The sequence below is a fragment of the Faecalicoccus sp. LCP19S3_E2 genome (genome assembly GCF_052121255.1).
Taxonomy (GTDB): Bacteria; Bacillota_I; Bacilli_A; order Erysipelotrichales; family Erysipelotrichaceae; genus Faecalicoccus.
In genome coordinates this window covers 1-15,993 of sequence record NZ_JBQKEP010000010.1, presented here as the reverse complement: position 1 = coordinate 15,993, position 15,993 = coordinate 1, and the positions used below count along the sequence as shown (strand labels likewise).

Below are 15,993 nucleotides of genomic sequence, written 5' to 3'. Positions count from 1 at the left end.
AAAAATAACTAGCTTTCGCTAGTCATTCAAACGTAATAAGTTATGTTCTTCGATACCGACATGAACCGTAGCTCCCGGTTCAAACAGGGCAAAACTTCTAAAAAGAACTTCTGATGTAAACACTACATCCTTACACTGTAAGGTATAGCGTAGAACATTTCCTCGTGAAATGAAGTCTACGACCTTGGCATCAAATGTCAAATAAGCCGGATCTTCGATTGGCTCTTTTGACAACATAAATGTTTCCGGTCGAATCGCATAGTAGTTGCCCGGATAGCGCTTTTCCGGAAAGAAAGCCGTCAGTTCCACCGGTGTCAAAATATTATAATGTCCGATGAATTCAGCCGCAAACTTCGATACCGGATGTGTATAAAGCTGTACCGGTTTGCCACTTTGTTCGATGATTCCCTGATTCATCAAATGAATCTTATCCGACATGATCATAGCCTCATCCTGGTCGTGTGTGACAAAGATCGTTGTGATTTTTAACTCCTTTTGTACACGTTTGATCTTTTCCTGCAGTTCACGTCTTAGCTTGGCATCAATAGCACTCAACGGTTCATCCAACAATAAAACCTTCGGTTCCATGACAATAGCACGGGCAATGGCCACACGCTGCTGCTGACCACCGGATAATTGGCTGGGATAACTTTTTTCCTTACCTGTTAAATCCACCATCTCAATGGCTGCTTTGACTTTTTTGTCGATCTCATTTTTATCCATCTTGGCAATTTTTAGACCAAAGGCAATATTGTCCTCTACATTCATATTCTGAAATAATGAATACTGTTGAAAGACCATACCGATCCCACGCTTTTGTACCGGTGTATTCGTGATATCTTCACCATCCAGAATAATCTGACCGGAGCTGATATCTTCTAAACCTGCCAAAGAACGAAGCAGGGTGGATTTACCACAACCACTTGGTCCTAGTAGAGTGACAAGCTCTCCCTTTTCGACATCCAGATTGATATTTTTTAACACCTGATTCACGCCATCATAGCTTTTACAGATGCCTCGAAACTCAATATAAGCCATTATGCTTTCCTCCCTTTCGTTGATTTGATTGCTTTATTTTGAATCATCAATGTGAGTGTAGAAATCAACAACGTTGTGATAAATAAGATCACAATGATCGCACTCGATGTCTGACCTGATTTGGACATCGTCTGATACAGATAGATACCTGCGGTTCTAAAGGCACTGCCGGCAATCATGTTGACAACAACGAAATCCGCAAAGATCATCGTAAATGCCAACATCATTGTGGAAATAATGCCTCGCTTCATCTGTGGGATCACGATCGTAAAAAAGGCATGCAGTTTGGAGCAGCCCAAAACCTGTGCCGCTTCGATCACACAACGTACATTCAAAGCACCGATCATATTTTTCAAGCCACGGAATACATATGGCAAAATAATGATACAGTAAGCACCCACCAATAAGAAAATACGGTTCGAAAGAAAGCCCGGTTTACCCGAATACAATGAAATGATACCGGCCGCTAAGATGACCCCCTGAATCGCATACGGGATATTACAAAGGATTTCAATATATTTTTCCAGCTTTGGTACATACAAAGTGATCACATACAAAACCAATAAGATCGCAATCGTACAGATCACAACCGGCACGATAGAAATCACAATGGATCTAAGCAGGGAATTGATAAAGGCGCCATCGGAAAAAATGCCTGCATAAAAGCTCAGGGTAAATCCGGTCGGCAATATATCCATCCATTCAGTAAAGACCGAATAGAAAAACGTCAAAGCCAATGGCAAAATCAAAAAAGCTGCAACCAGAAACAAGATCAAGCCATCCCACAAATGTGTTTTTATCTTCATGCGTTTGCACCTCGTTTCTGAAATTTATTGGTGATCAAAATAGAAATGACCATCAAGATCATCATGACAAGGGCCAGAGCACAACCAAACTCTTGATTTTGTACGACTTCACCTACATATTGTTGCGAAATACGAATCGGTAAAAGCGCAATGTTGTTGCTTAAAAGAGCATAGGCCGTACCATAGGCAGCCAATGAATTGGCAAATAACACCGAGAAGGTTCCTAAAATACTTGGCAGTAAAGAAGGAATGGCCACCTTGAACCAATAGTGAAAACCGTTTCCTCCAAGAAGTCCAACCGCCTCTCTCCATTCTTTTTTCAAACCACCAAAAATCGGAAGCATCAATAAAGTAGCCATTGGAATCTGGAAGTAAATATAGGTCAAAAGCAAACCATTGATCGTATATAGATCAAAATCAGCCAGAAAACTGATGCCATAGTTTTTCCCAATCAGCGTTAAGATTCCCACATTTCCTAAAAGAATCATAAAAGCGAAAGCCAAAGGTACACCGGCAAAGTTACTGGTGATGTTTAACACACTGGTAAAGATATTACGAATCTTGGGACTGGCCGCATTGGCCGCTTTGGCCGCCAAAAACGCAATCACGATACCGGCCAGAGCCGATACCACGGAAATCCAGATACTGTTCCAGATGGACTGCTGGTAAAGTCTTGTGGAAAAGATCTTCACAAAATGTTCGACCGTAAAGCCTCCGCCTCCGGTTGGCGTAAAGCTTTTGATGACGATATTGATCAAAGGAAGGATCTCAAACAAAAATGTGATCACAAAAAACGGAACCAAAGCCAACAAATAGACTTTACTGTTCTTCTTTGTTTTTGTCATGTAAACCCACCTCCAAATCTTTCATCTTTTCGGATGTTTCTATTCCCGATACATAACATAATAAAGGAGTTATATCTAACGTAGTCAGCTGCTTCTTTGAAAAGCCTTGCCGCATACGAGAGTCTATGATATATAACGCTGTATTTCTTTGACTGTCACTGTTTCCACCATGATAGCCCTGCTCACTCATGCCATGATCGGCTGCTACGACAACGCTATATCCCTGATCTAACCACATCGGAATGTATATGGATAACAGCTTATCATTTTGAATCACAGCCTGACTGTATTCTTTCGAACCGGCACCAAACTTATGACCGGCATCATCGATACCCATCGGATGGATCAATACAAAGTCATAGGTATCCTGCTTCATAAACTGCGCAGCCATCGAATATAAGTGAGAATCCGGAAATGTATCTTCGTAGTAAAAAAAGCCTCTATCGATACAAGAGTTTGAATCTTCATGAAGCATATCTGTGTCCTTATCAAACGGCGCTGAAAGATACAATTCACTGATCCAGTAATATGCTAACACAAGGCTTTTTTTATGCGCATTTTTCAACATTTGAAACAAATGCTTTTGATTCGATAAACGAATGATCCCATTATTGGTAATACCATGCTCTAAAGCACTGACACCGGTAAAGATCATTTCATACATCGGACGAGAAGCGCTGGGAAGCTCTCCCAGCACTTCATATTTCGCCGCTTTCTGTTTTTCAACACAATGTTCCAGATACCCTAAATGTTCTCTGGCATATTGACTTTGTAATCCATCCAATAAAACAAAGACTGTTTTATTGGGCATAAGCTACTACTTCTTCCTGCCAGGAGCTGGATAGATCGGCAACAGCTTTGTCCCAAGCTTCCTGATCTTCAATAAAGCGAGCATTGGTGTATTGATCATCCGGCAACAAACTGGCCTTTACATCTTCTGGAAGCTCAACATCATCACGAATCGGACGGGCATATCCTTTAGCAAGATTGATCTGTCCTTCGTCGGACAAGATAAATTCACGCGCTACCGCAGCAGCATACGGACGCTTTGTATATTTGTTGATGATTGTACAATATCCACTCTGAATGGCTCCGTCGCTTGGAACAGATACTTCAAAGTTGGCATCCGGGTTATTTTCCATGATCTGGGAACGATATCCTAAAGAGTTGTAATCCCATAATACGGCAACTTCAATTTCTCCTTTTTCAAGGCGTGCCACACTGGTATCTCCCATGTCCAAACGTCCTTCTTCGGCCAATGTCTTAAAGAAATCGAGACCTGGTTGAATGTTGCTTTCATCACCGCCAAACGCAATGGCTGCACTTAACAGACCACTCTGTGCCTGTGTCGCAACGGAAACGTCACCAATTGTTAATGTATAATCGCCTTCCAAAACATCCTGCCAGCTCATTGGAGCTTCTTCTACAAGATTTTTATTGGTGATAAAGGTAATGGTTCCATAATAACCGATGATCCAGTCACCATCATCGTCTTTAGCCCAATCCGGAACAGAATCCCAATAGGATGTTTTATAAGGTAAAGTAACACCCTGTTCTTCGGCTACCGGACCAAAAGACTGTCCCACATCACCGATTTCTTTGGTCGCATCGTTTGCTTCATTGGCAAACAAGGCAATTTCTTCCGCACTGGACATATCTGTATCGGTATGTTTGATACCATATTTTTCTTCAATTTCTGTCCATGTTTCTCCCCAGTTTGCCCATGTATCCGGCATACCTACAGAGTTTACTTCTCCATCTTCTTTTGCCTTTTCGGCAATTTCATCAAAGCTCATCGCATTTAAATCTACTGTTTCTGTCTGCCCTTCTTCCGCACACCCAGCTAATAAAGAACAAGCTAAAGCGGCACACAAAGAGCCTCTTAAAATCTTCGAGTTCATTGTTCTCCTCCTTATTCCGACAGTATTTAGAATAAACGATAAGCATTAAATACGAATCATGACAACGTTAAAACTATGCAATATATTATTAACAATTTGTAAAATGAAAAGCTTTTGCCTACAATACAATTATGTGGAAACAAAAGCTTCGAATTTATAAAATTGAAAGAAAAGAAAGACGTTATCTTCAAAAGTATGCCAAGAAAAAGAGCCTTGGATCGAACAGAAATTCGCTCAAAAAGTTCCAAAAAAGCTACAATCGACTTTGGCATCCGCTTTTATCAAAGCCTTTGATCTGATCTTTTCCAAAGGCGTGTCCTGGATTGAAAAGACATACGATAAAGATACGTTTCAACAAACAACATGGAAACGTAATCATAAAGACACAAAAAGAATTGCCAAGCACCATGTTCTGGGCGCCGGAATCAGTGGTGTAGGTCTTGGACTTTTAGGTATAGGTTTACCGGATATCTTTTTATATACAGCACTGTTATTTCGCAATCTGTATCAGATTGCCCTGCAAAATGGCTTTTCTTATGAAACCTCTCAAGAAAAGATCTTTATTCTTCTTCTATTGCAGGGAACCTTCTGTTCCGGCGATGAGCTATTCAACGTTTATCATAAACTCAACCATCGACAGCACCTCAAGTTAGAAGAGGAAATAAAGTGTACTGCTTCCATGATGTCACATACACTTTTGGCCTTAAAGTTTGTACAGGGAATCCCTTTAGTTGGTTCTGCAACCGGTGTCTATGATGCCTTATACATGCATCGATTAAGTGAATATGCACAAATTCAATACGAAAAGCGAAGATTTTAGCATAATGTTGAACAAAAACAACATTAAAAACAAAAAAAATAAAATTTTTAGCACTTTACTATTTACAGTGCTAAAAACTTGACTATAATAATAAGTGTAATCAGGGTAAGGAACCTGATGAGGAAGAAATTTCATGAACAACGGCTGCGTAAACAACCGCCTAGGAAAAAATGGAGGCGATGTATATGAAATTCTATCCAGGTTTTAGATCATTTGATTTGTTTGATGATTTCTTTGATGATGATTTTGGTTTAACGACTTCGTCTCAATTGATGAAGACAGACATTTGCGAAAAGAACGGCAATTACGAATTAAGCATGGAAGTTCCGGGTATTAAAAAAGAAGATATTCAGTTGGAGTTAAAAGATGGTTATTTGAAGATTACCGCCAATCGTAACACCAACAATGAAGAAAAAGACAAAGATGGAAAGATCATTCGTCAGGAACGTTTTACCGGTTCTTGTTCGCGTAGTTTCTATGTTGGTGAAAACATTAAGGAAGAAGACATCAAGGCTAACTTTGACAATGGTGAATTAAAGATCACTTTCCCAAGTAATACGCCAAAACAAGTCGAGGAAAAGAAATATATTCCAATCGAATAGAAGTTTCCAGGTGCATAAGCACCTCTTTTTTTTGTTCATAAAAAATCTATAAAAATGTGATTGTAATCACATAAATATATATAATTACGTGATTGAATATTATTTATCTTTAAAATATAATAAAAGTGTGATTGTAATCACAAAATTATTAATAAAAATGTGAGGATGATAGTTATGGAACGTTTTCTCTTAAAAAAACTATTGGCTTGGAAAACATCACCCTATCGAAAGCCACTGATCGTAAAAGGGGTTCGTCAAGTTGGTAAAACATGGATCTTAAAAGAATTTGGTCGCCTTTATTATGATAATGTTGCTTATTTTAACTTTGATGAGAATGAAGAATATAAACAATTCTTTGATACTACAAAAAATGTAAACCGCATCTTACAGAATTTATCCATGGCCAGCTCTCAGACAATATCATCAGAAAAAACATTGATTATTTTTGATGAAGTCCAAGATTGTCCCAATGTGATTAACTCCATGAAATATTTTTGCGAAAATGCACCGGAGTATCACATTGCCTGTGCCGGTTCCTTATTAGGAATCGCATTAGCCAAACCCTCTTCTTTTCCTGTAGGCAAGGTCAATTTCATGCAGGTTGATCCTATGACTTTCGAAGAGTTTTTAATTGCGAATGGTGACTCCAATTTATCTGAATACATACAAACGATCGATACGATTGAACCCATACCAGATGCCTTTTTTAACCCTCTTTATGAAAAGTTAAAAATGTACTATGTCACAGGTGGAATGCCTGAACCAGTACGGATATGGACGGAAGCACGGGATGTGAATGTGATGCAGGAAACTTTATCCAATATTATCGAGGCCTATGAGCGTGATTTTGCCAAGCATCCCAACGTTAATGAATTTCCAAAAATTTCTATGATTTGGAATTCTATTCCTTCTCAATTGGCAAAGGAAAATAAGAAATTTCTTTATAAAGTTGTGAAAACCGGAGCCAGGGCACGTGAGTACGAAGATGCACTGCAGTGGCTCATTGATGCAAGATTAGTACATAAAATCTATCGTAGTACATCACCCGGTCTTCCGATAAGCGCCTATGATGACGTATCCGCATTCAAGATTTATCTGGTTGATGTGGGACTCCTTCGTCGATTAGCCAAGCTTGCCCCCACAGCCTTTGGCGAAGGAAATCGCTTGTTTACTGAATTTAAAGGTGCTTTAACGGAAAACTTTGTTCTGCAAACTCTAATGACGCAATTTGAAGTAACACCTCGATATTGGTCACAAGCAAATCCTCCTTATGAAGTTGATTTTTTGATTCAACGAGATAACGATATCTTTCCGATTGAAGTGAAATCAGAATCCAATACCACCAGTAAAAGCCTAAAGAAATTCAAAGAGCTTTTTCCGGATAAAGTTAAACTTCGTATTCGATATTCATTAGACAATCTTAAATTAGATGACGATGTTTTAAACATTCCACTTTTTATGGCTGGTCAAACAGATCATCTCATTGAATTAGCTTTAAAAGAAAAAAGCGTTTAAGCAAAAACTTTATATCTTTTATCAAAAGGGGCTTATTTAATATCATAGCCCCTTTTTCCTATACAAAAAAAGATGCCCGCAACAGACATCTTTAAACATGAACAAATTGATTTTTTAGTCTTCTGATTCCAATATACCGGATTTTTGATACAACACCCAGCGTGCAATATTTCCGGCATGGTCGCAAATACGCTCTAAGTATTTCCCAACCAACAACAAATTGACAAGATTTCCCGGATCATCCACCTTGGCAGCCAGTTTATCTGTATAAAAATTCTTGGTTGCCAGATAAGCGGCATCGGCTTTATCATCCATTTTGATCACATCCTGCGCAACTTGTTCATCTCGGCTCATATAGGCATTTAACGCATTGGAAATCATGCCCTTGGCCACCATGAACAATTCGGCGATAGAATCATGAATCTCACTGTTGGCACTGTGATCCATTTCCCGAATTAAAGAAGCCACTTCCTTTTCCTGATCCATGATACGTGTTAAGTCACGTACGGTGTTGGTTGCGACCGTAATACGACGTAAGTCTTTGGCAACCGGCGCCTGCAACAACAAGATGCGCATACAATTTTGATCGCAATCACGACTTAATGTCGATACTTCTTCATGCAGTTCATCAACTTCCTGAGTCAAAACCTTATCACCGTCATACAAGGAATGCTTGCACAAAGACAATCCCTTCAAACAACTTTGTCCCATTTCGGTCATCTTCAACTCTAACTGCTGCAACTGCTTTAAAAATTTTGTCTGAATAACCATTATCCAAACCTCCCTGTAATATAATCTTCCGTCTTCTTTTCCTTTGGTGTAGAGAACATCATTTCTGTACTTCCATACTCGATCAAATCTCCTAATAGGAAGAAGGCGGTTTTATCACTGATACGCATTGCCTGCTGCATATTATGCGTAACGATGACGATCGTATAATCTTTCTTTAATTTTAACGTCAGCTCTTCAATTTTTCCAGTCGAGATCGGATCTAAGGCACTGGTCGGCTCATCCATCAAAAGCACTTCCGGTTTAACTGCCAGCGCACGGGCAATGCACAAACGCTGCTGCTGTCCTCCGGATAAACCCAGCGCACTTTTTCCCAGACGATCCTTCAATTCATCCCAAATGGCCGCATCCCGCAAAGCTTCTTCTACGATTCGATCCAGATCGGCTTTACGCTTTACACCATGTGTTCTTGGTCCATAGGCAATATTGTCATATACGCTCATAGGAAATGGATTCGGTTTCTGGAAAACCATACCGACTCTTTTTCGCAGTGTATTCACTTCAATATCTTTATAGACATCCTGACCATCCAATAAAAACTTACCGGTAATCTTACAACCTTCCACCAGATCGTTCATACGATTGATTGATTTTAAAAGCGTACTTTTTCCACAACCACTCGGTCCGATAAAACTGGTGATCTCATTGGCTTTGATATCCATAGAGATTCCGTGCAGCGCATGAAAATCTCCATAGTACAAGTTTACATCCTGTATTGACAGTTTGACTTCATTCATACTTTTATCCTTTCGCAAGCTTTCTTCCCAGATACGAAGACAAGCTGTTCATAATAATCACAAATACTAATAAGACAACGGCAACCGCACAAGCCTGCTCCGTGTACAAACCTTCACTCATCAAACGATACATGTGTACAGCTAACGTACTTCCCGGCGCAAAGATATTCGTACAAACCTGCGCTACCGTTCCGGAAGTATAGATCAGGGCTGCTGTTTCTCCGACGATTCGTCCCATACTCAAGACAATACCGGACATGATTCCCGGTACGGCACTCGGTAAGATGATGCGGAAAATCGTACGAAGTTTTCCAGCACCTAAACCAAAGCTTCCCTCACGATAAGAATCCGGTACTGCAACCAGCGCCTCCTGCGTTGTTCGCATAATTGTAGGAAGCACCATGATCGCCAAAGTTAAAGAACCGGCAAATACACTTAGACCCATACCCATGGAAATCACAAACATCAATGATCCAAACAGACCATAGACGATGCTGGGAATACCGGATAAGGTTTCTGTCGTCAACAAGATTACCTTCACCAGTTTGGAACCACGTTTGGCATATTCCACCAGATAGATGGCTGAAAAGATCCCAATTGGCCCGGCAATCAACAATGTTAAAATCACAACAATAATCGTGTTGATGATTGAAGGCATCATACTGACATTATCTGTCGTATATTCCCATTCAAACAAAGACGGTGTCAAATTTGGAATACCGCGAATCAAAATATACGCGATAATAAACAACAAACATAAAATCGTAATGATGGCAGCGGCATGCGTTACGATTGACAAAAATAACGAAACGCCATCTTTTTTTGCTTTCATTATGATTTAGCCTCCTTTCTCTTTAAGGCAGAGAAACTCAGGTTAATGATCATAATAAAGACAAACAACACAACAGCCGTCGCAATTAAAGCTTCCCTGTGAAGACCGGTCGCATATGACATCTCCAACACGATATTGGCGGTCATGGTTCGCACACCGGAAAGTAAGCTGCCCGGCATAACAGCCTGGTTTCCGGCAACCATGATAACGGCCATGGTCTCACCAATTGCACGACCAACACCTAAGATCACACCGGCTAACACACCGGATTTAGCTGCTTTTAAACAAACAAAAAAGACACTTCTTTCATGGGTGGCTCCCAGGGCAAGACTTCCTTCATAATAAGAATCCGGCACCGCCTGCAAACTTGCCTCGGATACAGAAACGATCGTAGGTAAGATCATGATCCCTAACAGGATCGAAGCGGCTAAAACGGTATTTCCACTGGTATGAAACGCATCCTGAATCAATGGTACAATTACGACCAGGCCGAAAAAACCATACACGATACTTGGAATACCGGCTAAAAGCTCAACTGCCGGTTTAATGATCTGATATAGCTTTTTCGGACAGAAATAAGCCATATAAATAGCGGTTAAGATACCAATCGGTACTCCCACTACAATTGCTCCTGCTGTTACGTAAATACTTCCGATGATCATCGGGAAGATACCGTAAATATCATTGTTTGGACGCCATTCCATTCCTCCTAAAAAATTCAAAGGACCGATTTCCGCAATTGCAGGAAGCCCGTTGATAAACAGGTAGAAACAGATGAAAAAGACCGCAACGATACTAAAGCAGGCAGCTAACATAAATACGATACGCATTGCATTTTCTCTTAACTGCATGTCACAATTCCTTTCTACTTATAATCGCTCAAAAAGGGGTTCTGGCCCCTTTTTAAAACGATTCACTTTTGATTCGACTATTCAGAGATATCTGCCCAGTCTGTAATTTCGCCTGTATAAATTTGTTTAATCTGATCTGTTGTCAGATTATTTACGGCATTTTCTTTATTCACGATAACAGCGATTCCATCTAACGCAATCGTTGTTGGTGTAAGTCCTTTAGACTGTTCTTCTTCTGTTAAATCACGAGAGCACATACCGATTTCATATACACCGGAAATTGTGTTTTCAGCACCGGAAGTTGAATCACTCTGCTGTACAGATACATTAGCATCTGTGTTGATCTTTTCGTAAGCTTCTGCCAGTTTTTCCATAACCGGTGTTACAGAGCTGGAACCACCTACGGTCAAATCACCGCTGGCACCATTGGAAGTAAAAGCACCTGTTGTTTCTCTTGGGATATATCCTTCTTCTTCAACGATGGCCTGTCCTTCATCCGACATGATAAAGTTCATGAAATCCTGACCTAATTCACTGATATCTTCCGTTGTACATACTAAGAACGGACGACTTACGGTATATTCTCCGCTTTCTACATTTTCTACAGTAGCTTCTACACCATCTACGGTTACCGCTTTTACTGTATCATTTAAAGACCCTAATGAAATATAACCGATCGCATAAGGGTTTCCTTCAACTGTGGTCATCATAACTGAAGTTGAGTTTGTGATCTGAGCAGAGCTGGTTGTGTTATCTGTTCCATCCTCTTCAATACCCATTAATTCAGTAAAGGCACCACGTGTACCAGAACCATCTTCACGGCTTACAACAGTAATTGCTCCTGATGCAGATCCTTCATCGCTCTGTGCATCATCGCCTCCACTGGAGCATCCGACCAAAGCGGTAGCGCTTAATCCTAAAGCTAACATTCCCTTTAAAAATTTGTTCATGTTTTATCCTCTTTTCTTTTGTTTACACTGATACTATACAAAAGGTTTGTTAAGGCTAAAGTATAGAAATGTTAAATCCATGTAAAATACAGTTAAGCATCTAAAACATTTGAACTTTCATAAAAAAAGACATTTCCGTTTTTACAGAAATGTCTGATTTATCTATTGTTTACGTACTGTCATGATCATATTTTCCGCCCATGTCGTATAAAACGGCTGCAGAAAGTGAACTCCATCGGCCTGATAGATATCCGCGTTTCCATTCTGGCAGATTTCACTGTTATCGACATAGATCCAGTCATTCTTTTCACACATGGCTTTGATCTTTTTATTATATTCATCCACCTTATCCCAGCGTGGTGATTTTTCAATGGCGGCCGGTGTAGCTGAGATGATGGAGTTGACCACGATGGTCGCATCCGGACAAACCTTTACGACTTGTTCGATCTGCGATTGATAAAGGGCATCATAGCCACCCTCGCTATCCAAACCTAAGCCCATATCATTCACACCATAAGAAAAGAAAATCAGCGAAGGATTCATGGACTGCGCCTGATTTACCCAGTTTGAAATATCCTTGATAGTTGCCCCGGATGAGGCCAATACATGACTTTCCGGAAAGAAATGATACACGCTAAAGCCCATAACACGCGAATCTCCAAAGATCACCGCATCATCAAACAAGGCAAAGACATCTACCTGTCCAGATTCAATGGCACTTTCCATTTCCGCATTCTTCTTATCCTTTAAAGAAGAAGACAATTCCTTTACTTTTTTATTCTCCTGCTCCTGTATATAATCTAAGCCCTGCGCTAATGTCGCATTATGACTCCATACTCGATAGATCAAAAAGCCGGATAAAACTACGATTACTGCTAAAAAAATGATACCGGCCCGCTTTACTTTTGGTTTTAACTTTACTTTTCGTTTCATACGTTCTCCTTGGCTCTTATTCTATCACATTTCACACATTGTGGCGGGATAGATTTCCACTTTTTTTATAGATGTGTTTTCAAAGTTTATGTACTCATATTATAAACATATGTTTGTATTTTCTGAACATTTTTCTTGATTTTCTTTTTTATACTCGTATAATAATGGATATTACAGAAAGGAAATGGTGGATGACACCAGGGTGAAGAAAATGACAAGAGTGTATAACTTTAGTGCAGGACCCGCCTGTTTACCGGAATGGGTACTCAAAAAAGCACAGGAAGAAATGCTGGATGCTCATGGAAGTGGAATGAGCGTTATGGAGATGTCCCACCGTTCCAGTGAGTTTCAGGAAATTTTAGATACATGTAAAGCTCGTTTAAGACGCTTGATGAACATACCGGATGATTATGAAATTCTGTTCTGTCAGGGTGGAGGAACCATGCAGTTTTCTATGGTTCCCCTTAACTTATTAAAACACAGTGCCGATATCATCAATACCGGGCAATGGACAAAGAAAGCAATTATGGAACATCAAAAGCTGGGTAAGACACAGGTAATTGCTTCCAGCGCCGAAGACAATTTTACTTATATTCCTAAAATTAAACAGGAAGATTTAACACCGGATAGTGATTATGTCTATATCTGCGAAAACAATACGATTTATGGTACCAAATATAAAGAATTGCCTCCTCATGAAGGAAAACTTTTAGTTGCCGATCTAAGCAGTTGTATCTTAAGTGAGAGAACCGATGTTTCTAAATATGACTTAATTTTTGCCGGTGCCCAAAAGAATATGGGACCAGCCGGTGTTACCGTTGTGATCATCAAAAAAGATTTGATCGGACACGCCAAAGAAAACATTCCCAGCTTATTGGATTATAAAACATATGCCGATAACGATTCGATGTACAATACGCCACCATGTTATGCGATCTATATGGTAGGCCTTGTGCTACAGTGGCTGGAAGAAGAAATCGGCGGTTTGGAAGAAATGGAAAAACTAACACGCAAACGTGCTTCCTTATTATATGACTATATCGATGAGTCAAAACTGTATTCCAATCCGGTAGCCAAAGAAGATCGTTCTTATACGAACATTCCTTTTGTAACCGGCGATGCCGAATTAGATAAAAAGTTTGTCAAAGAAGCCAAAGAAGCCGGACTGGTAAACTTAAAGGGACATCGTACCGTAGGCGGTATGCGTGCCAGCCTTTACAACGCGATGCCAATGGAAGGGGTTTATGCCCTGATCAATTTTATGAAGAAGTTTGAAAAGGAGAATCTTGCCTAATGTATAAAGTAAAGCTCTACAACAATATTGCCCAGGTTGGGTTAGATACATTCAATGAAAATTATGAAGTCAAAGAAGATTTGGAAAATGAAGATGCGATTCTGGTACGAAGTGCCAATCTACACGATTTGGACTATAATCCGAATTTGAAGTGTATCGCCCGAGCCGGCGCCGGCACCAACAATATTGATATTAAAACCTGTACGGAAAAAGGTATCGTCGTCTTTAATACACCGGGTGCCAATTCCAATGCCGTCAAGGAAATCGTCTTTGCCGGTATGTTGTTGGCATCTCGTGATATCTATGGTGGAATTACCTGGGCCAAAACACAGGAAAACAACGAAAATTTAGCCAAGGATATGGAAAAACAAAAGAAAAAATATGCCGGTACCGAATTAAACGGTAAAACCCTGGGCGTCATCGGATGTGGTGCTATCGGTGTTCAGGTGGCAAACTTAGCCTTACGTTTTGGTATGAAGGTTCGTGGCTATGATCCTTACATGTCCATTGAAGCCGCCTGGAATTTATCTCGCTATGTCAAACACGACAGCGATGTCAAAGACTTGTATAAAAACAGTGACTTTATCACGATCCATATTCCGCTCAACGACAAAACCAGAGATACCATCAATAAAGAAACCATTGCGTTGATGAAAGATGGGGTTAAAATCTTGAATTTTGCCCGCGGTGGTCTAGTCAACGAAGATGACATCCTGGAAGCCTTGGATTCCGGTAAAGTAGGCGCCTATGTTACCGACTTCCCATCACCGAAGCTGGTCAATCATCCAGGCGTCATTGCGATCCCGCATTTAGGTGCATCTACCGCAGAAAGTGAAGAAAACTGTGCCATAAAGGCAGCGCAGGAAACTATGCATTATCTACAATATGGAAACATCAAGAATTCGGTCAATATGCCGGAATGTCATATGGATTTTAATACACCGTTCCGTATTTGTGTAATCCATCATAACGTGCCTAAAATGATCTCTCAGATTACAAACGTTTTAAGTGATGATAATGCCAATATTGAAAATTTGATGAATAAATCGAAAAATGATATTGCTTATACGATTCTGGATCTGGACAAAAAAGCAAGCACACAGACAATCGAAAAGATTCAATCGATTCAAGGTGTCATTCGTGTAACGACATACCAGGGGGAAACGCTATGATCGATGCTCATGTACATTTGGAAAATGGACCTCTGAGCAAAGATTATGTATTTGAATTCATAAAAAGTGCCCAAGAGAAAGGAATAGACCATCTGCAGATTCTGGATCATACCCATCGTTTCTTTGAATTTAAAGAAATGTATGAAGACATTTGCCAGATTCCTGCACAGAAAGAATGGTTTTTAAAGAAACAAAAAAATTCGATCCAGGAATATATTGACCTCATTGAAGACGTAAAAAAAGAGCCGTTACCGATTCAAGTGACATGGGGCCTGGAAGTCTGTTATAAAAAAGAAAGAGAAGATTTTTTAAAGAAAGCACTGCAAGTCTATCCTTTTGATTTTATGGTCGGCAGTGTACACGATGTCTTTGATCGGCTGTACGATATCAGTGCTTTTAGTAAGGAACTTCTATGGAACCAATACGAAAGCAAAGATATCTATGCAGCATATTATCAACAGCTTAAAAGCTGCATCGAATCGGATTTGTTTACCCAGATCGGGCATCCGGATGTGATCAAGCTTTATCAGATCGATCCCGGATACGATTTAACACCAACCTATTATGAATTGGCAGACCTTGCCAAAGCTCATGGTGTTGCCTTGGAAGATAACACCGGTGCTTATTATCGATATCGCCACCCGCAGATCGGTCTTCATCCTACCTTACGAAAGATCCTCCTTACAAAAGAAGTACCGATCCTATGGGCCAGCGATGCTCATGTTCCACAGAATGTGGGTCGTTGTTATGAGATATTAAAGGAAGCGTATTAATGATATAATCCCACTAAAGTAGACACACGAAATAATTAAAATTATCCCATCGATGTGAAACTACAAAGGTGGGATTTTTTATATGGGAAGAAAAGCTAAATACACGAAGCAACAAAAGGTACAGGCATGTGAAGA

General features: G+C 40.0%; 16 protein-coding genes and 1 pseudogene. 6 read left to right on the top strand and 11 right to left on the bottom strand.

Annotated elements, in window-relative coordinates; all coding sequences use genetic code 11:
- Nucleotides 1-18: 18 nt before the first annotated feature.
- From ACTQX6_RS09275 to ACTQX6_RS09255, 5 genes are read right to left on the bottom strand one after another with little or no spacing between them, the layout of a single operon-like run.
- Nucleotides 19-1,038, bottom strand: a complete 1,020-nt coding sequence (locus ACTQX6_RS09275) for an ABC transporter ATP-binding protein (protein WP_294687711.1) — start codon at nucleotides 1,036-1,038, stop codon at nucleotides 19-21.
- On the bottom strand, nucleotides 1,038-1,844 hold the full coding sequence (locus tag ACTQX6_RS09270; protein ID WP_022790565.1) for an ABC transporter permease: 807 nt from the start codon (nucleotides 1,842-1,844) through the stop codon (nucleotides 1,038-1,040). Before ACTQX6_RS09270 ends, ACTQX6_RS09275 begins: the two co-directional genes overlap by 1 nt.
- The gene (locus ACTQX6_RS09265; RefSeq protein WP_294687713.1) at nucleotides 1,841-2,689 is read right to left on the bottom strand and encodes an ABC transporter permease; all 849 of its coding nucleotides are present in this window, start codon (nucleotides 2,687-2,689) and stop codon (nucleotides 1,841-1,843) included. The genes ACTQX6_RS09270 and ACTQX6_RS09265 overlap by 4 nt, the downstream gene beginning before the upstream one ends.
- Nucleotides 2,664-3,500 carry an alkaline phosphatase family protein gene (locus ACTQX6_RS09260; RefSeq protein WP_441657433.1) on the bottom strand — a complete coding sequence of 279 codons (837 nt, stop codon included), beginning with the start codon at nucleotides 3,498-3,500 and terminating at the stop codon, nucleotides 2,664-2,666. The genes ACTQX6_RS09265 and ACTQX6_RS09260 overlap by 26 nt, the downstream gene beginning before the upstream one ends.
- Entirely contained in the window at nucleotides 3,490-4,590 is a 1,101-nt protein-coding gene (locus ACTQX6_RS09255) for an ABC transporter substrate-binding protein (RefSeq protein ID WP_294687718.1), read from the bottom strand. The genes ACTQX6_RS09260 and ACTQX6_RS09255 overlap by 11 nt, the downstream gene beginning before the upstream one ends.
- 187 nt (nucleotides 4,591-4,777) lie before the next feature.
- Here ACTQX6_RS09255 and ACTQX6_RS09250 point away from each other — a divergent pair.
- The 3 genes and pseudogenes from ACTQX6_RS09250 to ACTQX6_RS09240 all read left to right on the top strand — a co-directional run.
- Nucleotides 4,778-5,410 (top strand): annotated as a pseudogene (locus tag ACTQX6_RS09250) (EcsC family protein); the annotation flags it as partial.
- A 185-nt stretch (nucleotides 5,411-5,595) separates the two neighbouring features.
- A complete protein-coding gene (locus ACTQX6_RS09245; RefSeq protein WP_022790570.1) occupies nucleotides 5,596-6,012 on the top strand; it encodes an Hsp20/alpha crystallin family protein in 417 nt (138 codons plus the stop codon).
- Nucleotides 6,013-6,186: 174 nt separating this feature from the next.
- Nucleotides 6,187-7,527: an ATP-binding protein gene (locus ACTQX6_RS09240; RefSeq protein WP_117446195.1), complete on the top strand. Its 1,341-nt coding sequence runs from the start codon at nucleotides 6,187-6,189 to the stop codon at nucleotides 7,525-7,527.
- A 114-nt stretch (nucleotides 7,528-7,641) separates the two neighbouring features.
- Here ACTQX6_RS09240 and phoU read toward each other — a convergent pair whose 3' ends face one another.
- The 6 genes from phoU to ACTQX6_RS09210 all read right to left on the bottom strand — a co-directional run bounded on the left by phoU (nucleotide 7,642) and on the right by ACTQX6_RS09210 (nucleotide 12,619).
- A complete protein-coding gene (gene phoU, locus ACTQX6_RS09235; RefSeq protein WP_022790573.1) occupies nucleotides 7,642-8,298 on the bottom strand; it encodes a phosphate signaling complex protein PhoU in 657 nt (218 codons plus the stop codon).
- A complete protein-coding gene (gene pstB, locus ACTQX6_RS09230; protein WP_027969148.1) occupies nucleotides 8,298-9,053 on the bottom strand; it encodes a phosphate ABC transporter ATP-binding protein PstB in 756 nt (251 codons plus the stop codon). The genes phoU and pstB overlap by 1 nt, the downstream gene beginning before the upstream one ends.
- 4 nt (nucleotides 9,054-9,057) lie before the next feature.
- On the bottom strand, nucleotides 9,058-9,885 hold the full coding sequence (gene pstA / locus ACTQX6_RS09225; protein ID WP_022790575.1) for a phosphate ABC transporter permease PstA: 828 nt from the start codon (nucleotides 9,883-9,885) through the stop codon (nucleotides 9,058-9,060).
- Nucleotides 9,885-10,736 carry a phosphate ABC transporter permease subunit PstC gene (gene pstC, locus ACTQX6_RS09220; RefSeq protein ID WP_117446198.1) on the bottom strand — a complete coding sequence of 284 codons (852 nt, stop codon included), beginning with the start codon at nucleotides 10,734-10,736 and terminating at the stop codon, nucleotides 9,885-9,887. Before pstC ends, pstA begins: the two co-directional genes overlap by 1 nt.
- Before the next feature lie 77 nt (nucleotides 10,737-10,813).
- A complete protein-coding gene (locus ACTQX6_RS09215; RefSeq protein WP_294687726.1) occupies nucleotides 10,814-11,686 on the bottom strand; it encodes a substrate-binding domain-containing protein in 873 nt (290 codons plus the stop codon).
- A gap of 162 nt (nucleotides 11,687-11,848) precedes the next feature.
- The gene (locus tag ACTQX6_RS09210) at nucleotides 11,849-12,619 is read right to left on the bottom strand and encodes an SGNH/GDSL hydrolase family protein (protein ID WP_294687728.1); all 771 of its coding nucleotides are present in this window, start codon (nucleotides 12,617-12,619) and stop codon (nucleotides 11,849-11,851) included.
- 211 nt (nucleotides 12,620-12,830) lie between these two features.
- On the opposite strand from ACTQX6_RS09210, the gene serC reads away from it, so the two are divergent.
- Genes serC through ACTQX6_RS09195 form a run of 3 tightly spaced genes read left to right on the top strand, consistent with a single transcriptional unit; the run spans nucleotide 12,831 to nucleotide 15,858 of the window.
- Nucleotides 12,831-13,913 carry a 3-phosphoserine/phosphohydroxythreonine transaminase gene (gene serC / locus ACTQX6_RS09205; RefSeq protein ID WP_117446201.1) on the top strand — a complete coding sequence of 361 codons (1,083 nt, stop codon included), beginning with the start codon at nucleotides 12,831-12,833 and terminating at the stop codon, nucleotides 13,911-13,913.
- Entirely contained in the window at nucleotides 13,913-15,085 is a 1,173-nt protein-coding gene (locus tag ACTQX6_RS09200; RefSeq protein ID WP_117446202.1) for a phosphoglycerate dehydrogenase, read from the top strand. The genes serC and ACTQX6_RS09200 overlap by 1 nt, the downstream gene beginning before the upstream one ends.
- Nucleotides 15,082-15,858, top strand: coding sequence for a histidinol-phosphatase HisJ family protein (locus ACTQX6_RS09195; protein WP_117446203.1), 777 nt, complete (start codon nucleotides 15,082-15,084; stop codon nucleotides 15,856-15,858). The genes ACTQX6_RS09200 and ACTQX6_RS09195 overlap by 4 nt, the downstream gene beginning before the upstream one ends.
- Nucleotides 15,859-15,993: the final 135 nt, after the last annotated feature.

Excerpts from the sequence above, each read along its gene's own strand:
- ACTQX6_RS09265 (WP_294687713.1), bottom strand. The coding sequence starts at position 2,689 with ATGACAAAAACAAAGAAGAACAGTAAAGTCTATTTGTTGGCTTTGGTT.
- pstB (WP_027969148.1), bottom strand. The coding sequence starts at position 9,053 with ATGAATGAAGTCAAACTGTCAATACAGGATGTAAACTTGTACTATGGA.
- pstA (WP_022790575.1), bottom strand. The coding sequence starts at position 9,885 with ATGAAAGCAAAAAAAGATGGCGTTTCGTTATTTTTGTCAATCGTAACG.
- ACTQX6_RS09270 (WP_022790565.1), bottom strand. The coding sequence starts at position 1,844 with ATGAAGATAAAAACACATTTGTGGGATGGCTTGATCTTGTTTCTGGTT.
- ACTQX6_RS09255 (WP_294687718.1), bottom strand. The coding sequence starts at position 4,590 with ATGAACTCGAAGATTTTAAGAGGCTCTTTGTGTGCCGCTTTAGCTTGT.
- ACTQX6_RS09275 (WP_294687711.1), bottom strand. The coding sequence starts at position 1,038 with ATGGCTTATATTGAGTTTCGAGGCATCTGTAAAAGCTATGATGGCGTG.
- ACTQX6_RS09200 (WP_117446202.1), top strand. The coding sequence starts at position 13,913 with ATGTATAAAGTAAAGCTCTACAACAATATTGCCCAGGTTGGGTTAGAT.
- ACTQX6_RS09210 (WP_294687728.1), bottom strand. The coding sequence starts at position 12,619 with ATGAAACGAAAAGTAAAGTTAAAACCAAAAGTAAAGCGGGCCGGTATC.
- serC (WP_117446201.1), top strand. The coding sequence starts at position 12,831 with ATGACAAGAGTGTATAACTTTAGTGCAGGACCCGCCTGTTTACCGGAA.
- ACTQX6_RS09245 (WP_022790570.1), top strand. The coding sequence starts at position 5,596 with ATGAAATTCTATCCAGGTTTTAGATCATTTGATTTGTTTGATGATTTC.
- ACTQX6_RS09260 (WP_441657433.1), bottom strand. The coding sequence starts at position 3,500 with ATGCCCAATAAAACAGTCTTTGTTTTATTGGATGGATTACAAAGTCAA.
- phoU (WP_022790573.1), bottom strand. The coding sequence starts at position 8,298 with ATGGTTATTCAGACAAAATTTTTAAAGCAGTTGCAGCAGTTAGAGTTG.
- ACTQX6_RS09215 (WP_294687726.1), bottom strand. The coding sequence starts at position 11,686 with ATGAACAAATTTTTAAAGGGAATGTTAGCTTTAGGATTAAGCGCTACC.
- ACTQX6_RS09240 (WP_117446195.1), top strand. The coding sequence starts at position 6,187 with ATGGAACGTTTTCTCTTAAAAAAACTATTGGCTTGGAAAACATCACCC.
- ACTQX6_RS09195 (WP_117446203.1), top strand. The coding sequence starts at position 15,082 with ATGATCGATGCTCATGTACATTTGGAAAATGGACCTCTGAGCAAAGAT.
- pstC (WP_117446198.1), bottom strand. The coding sequence starts at position 10,736 with ATGCAGTTAAGAGAAAATGCAATGCGTATCGTATTTATGTTAGCTGCC.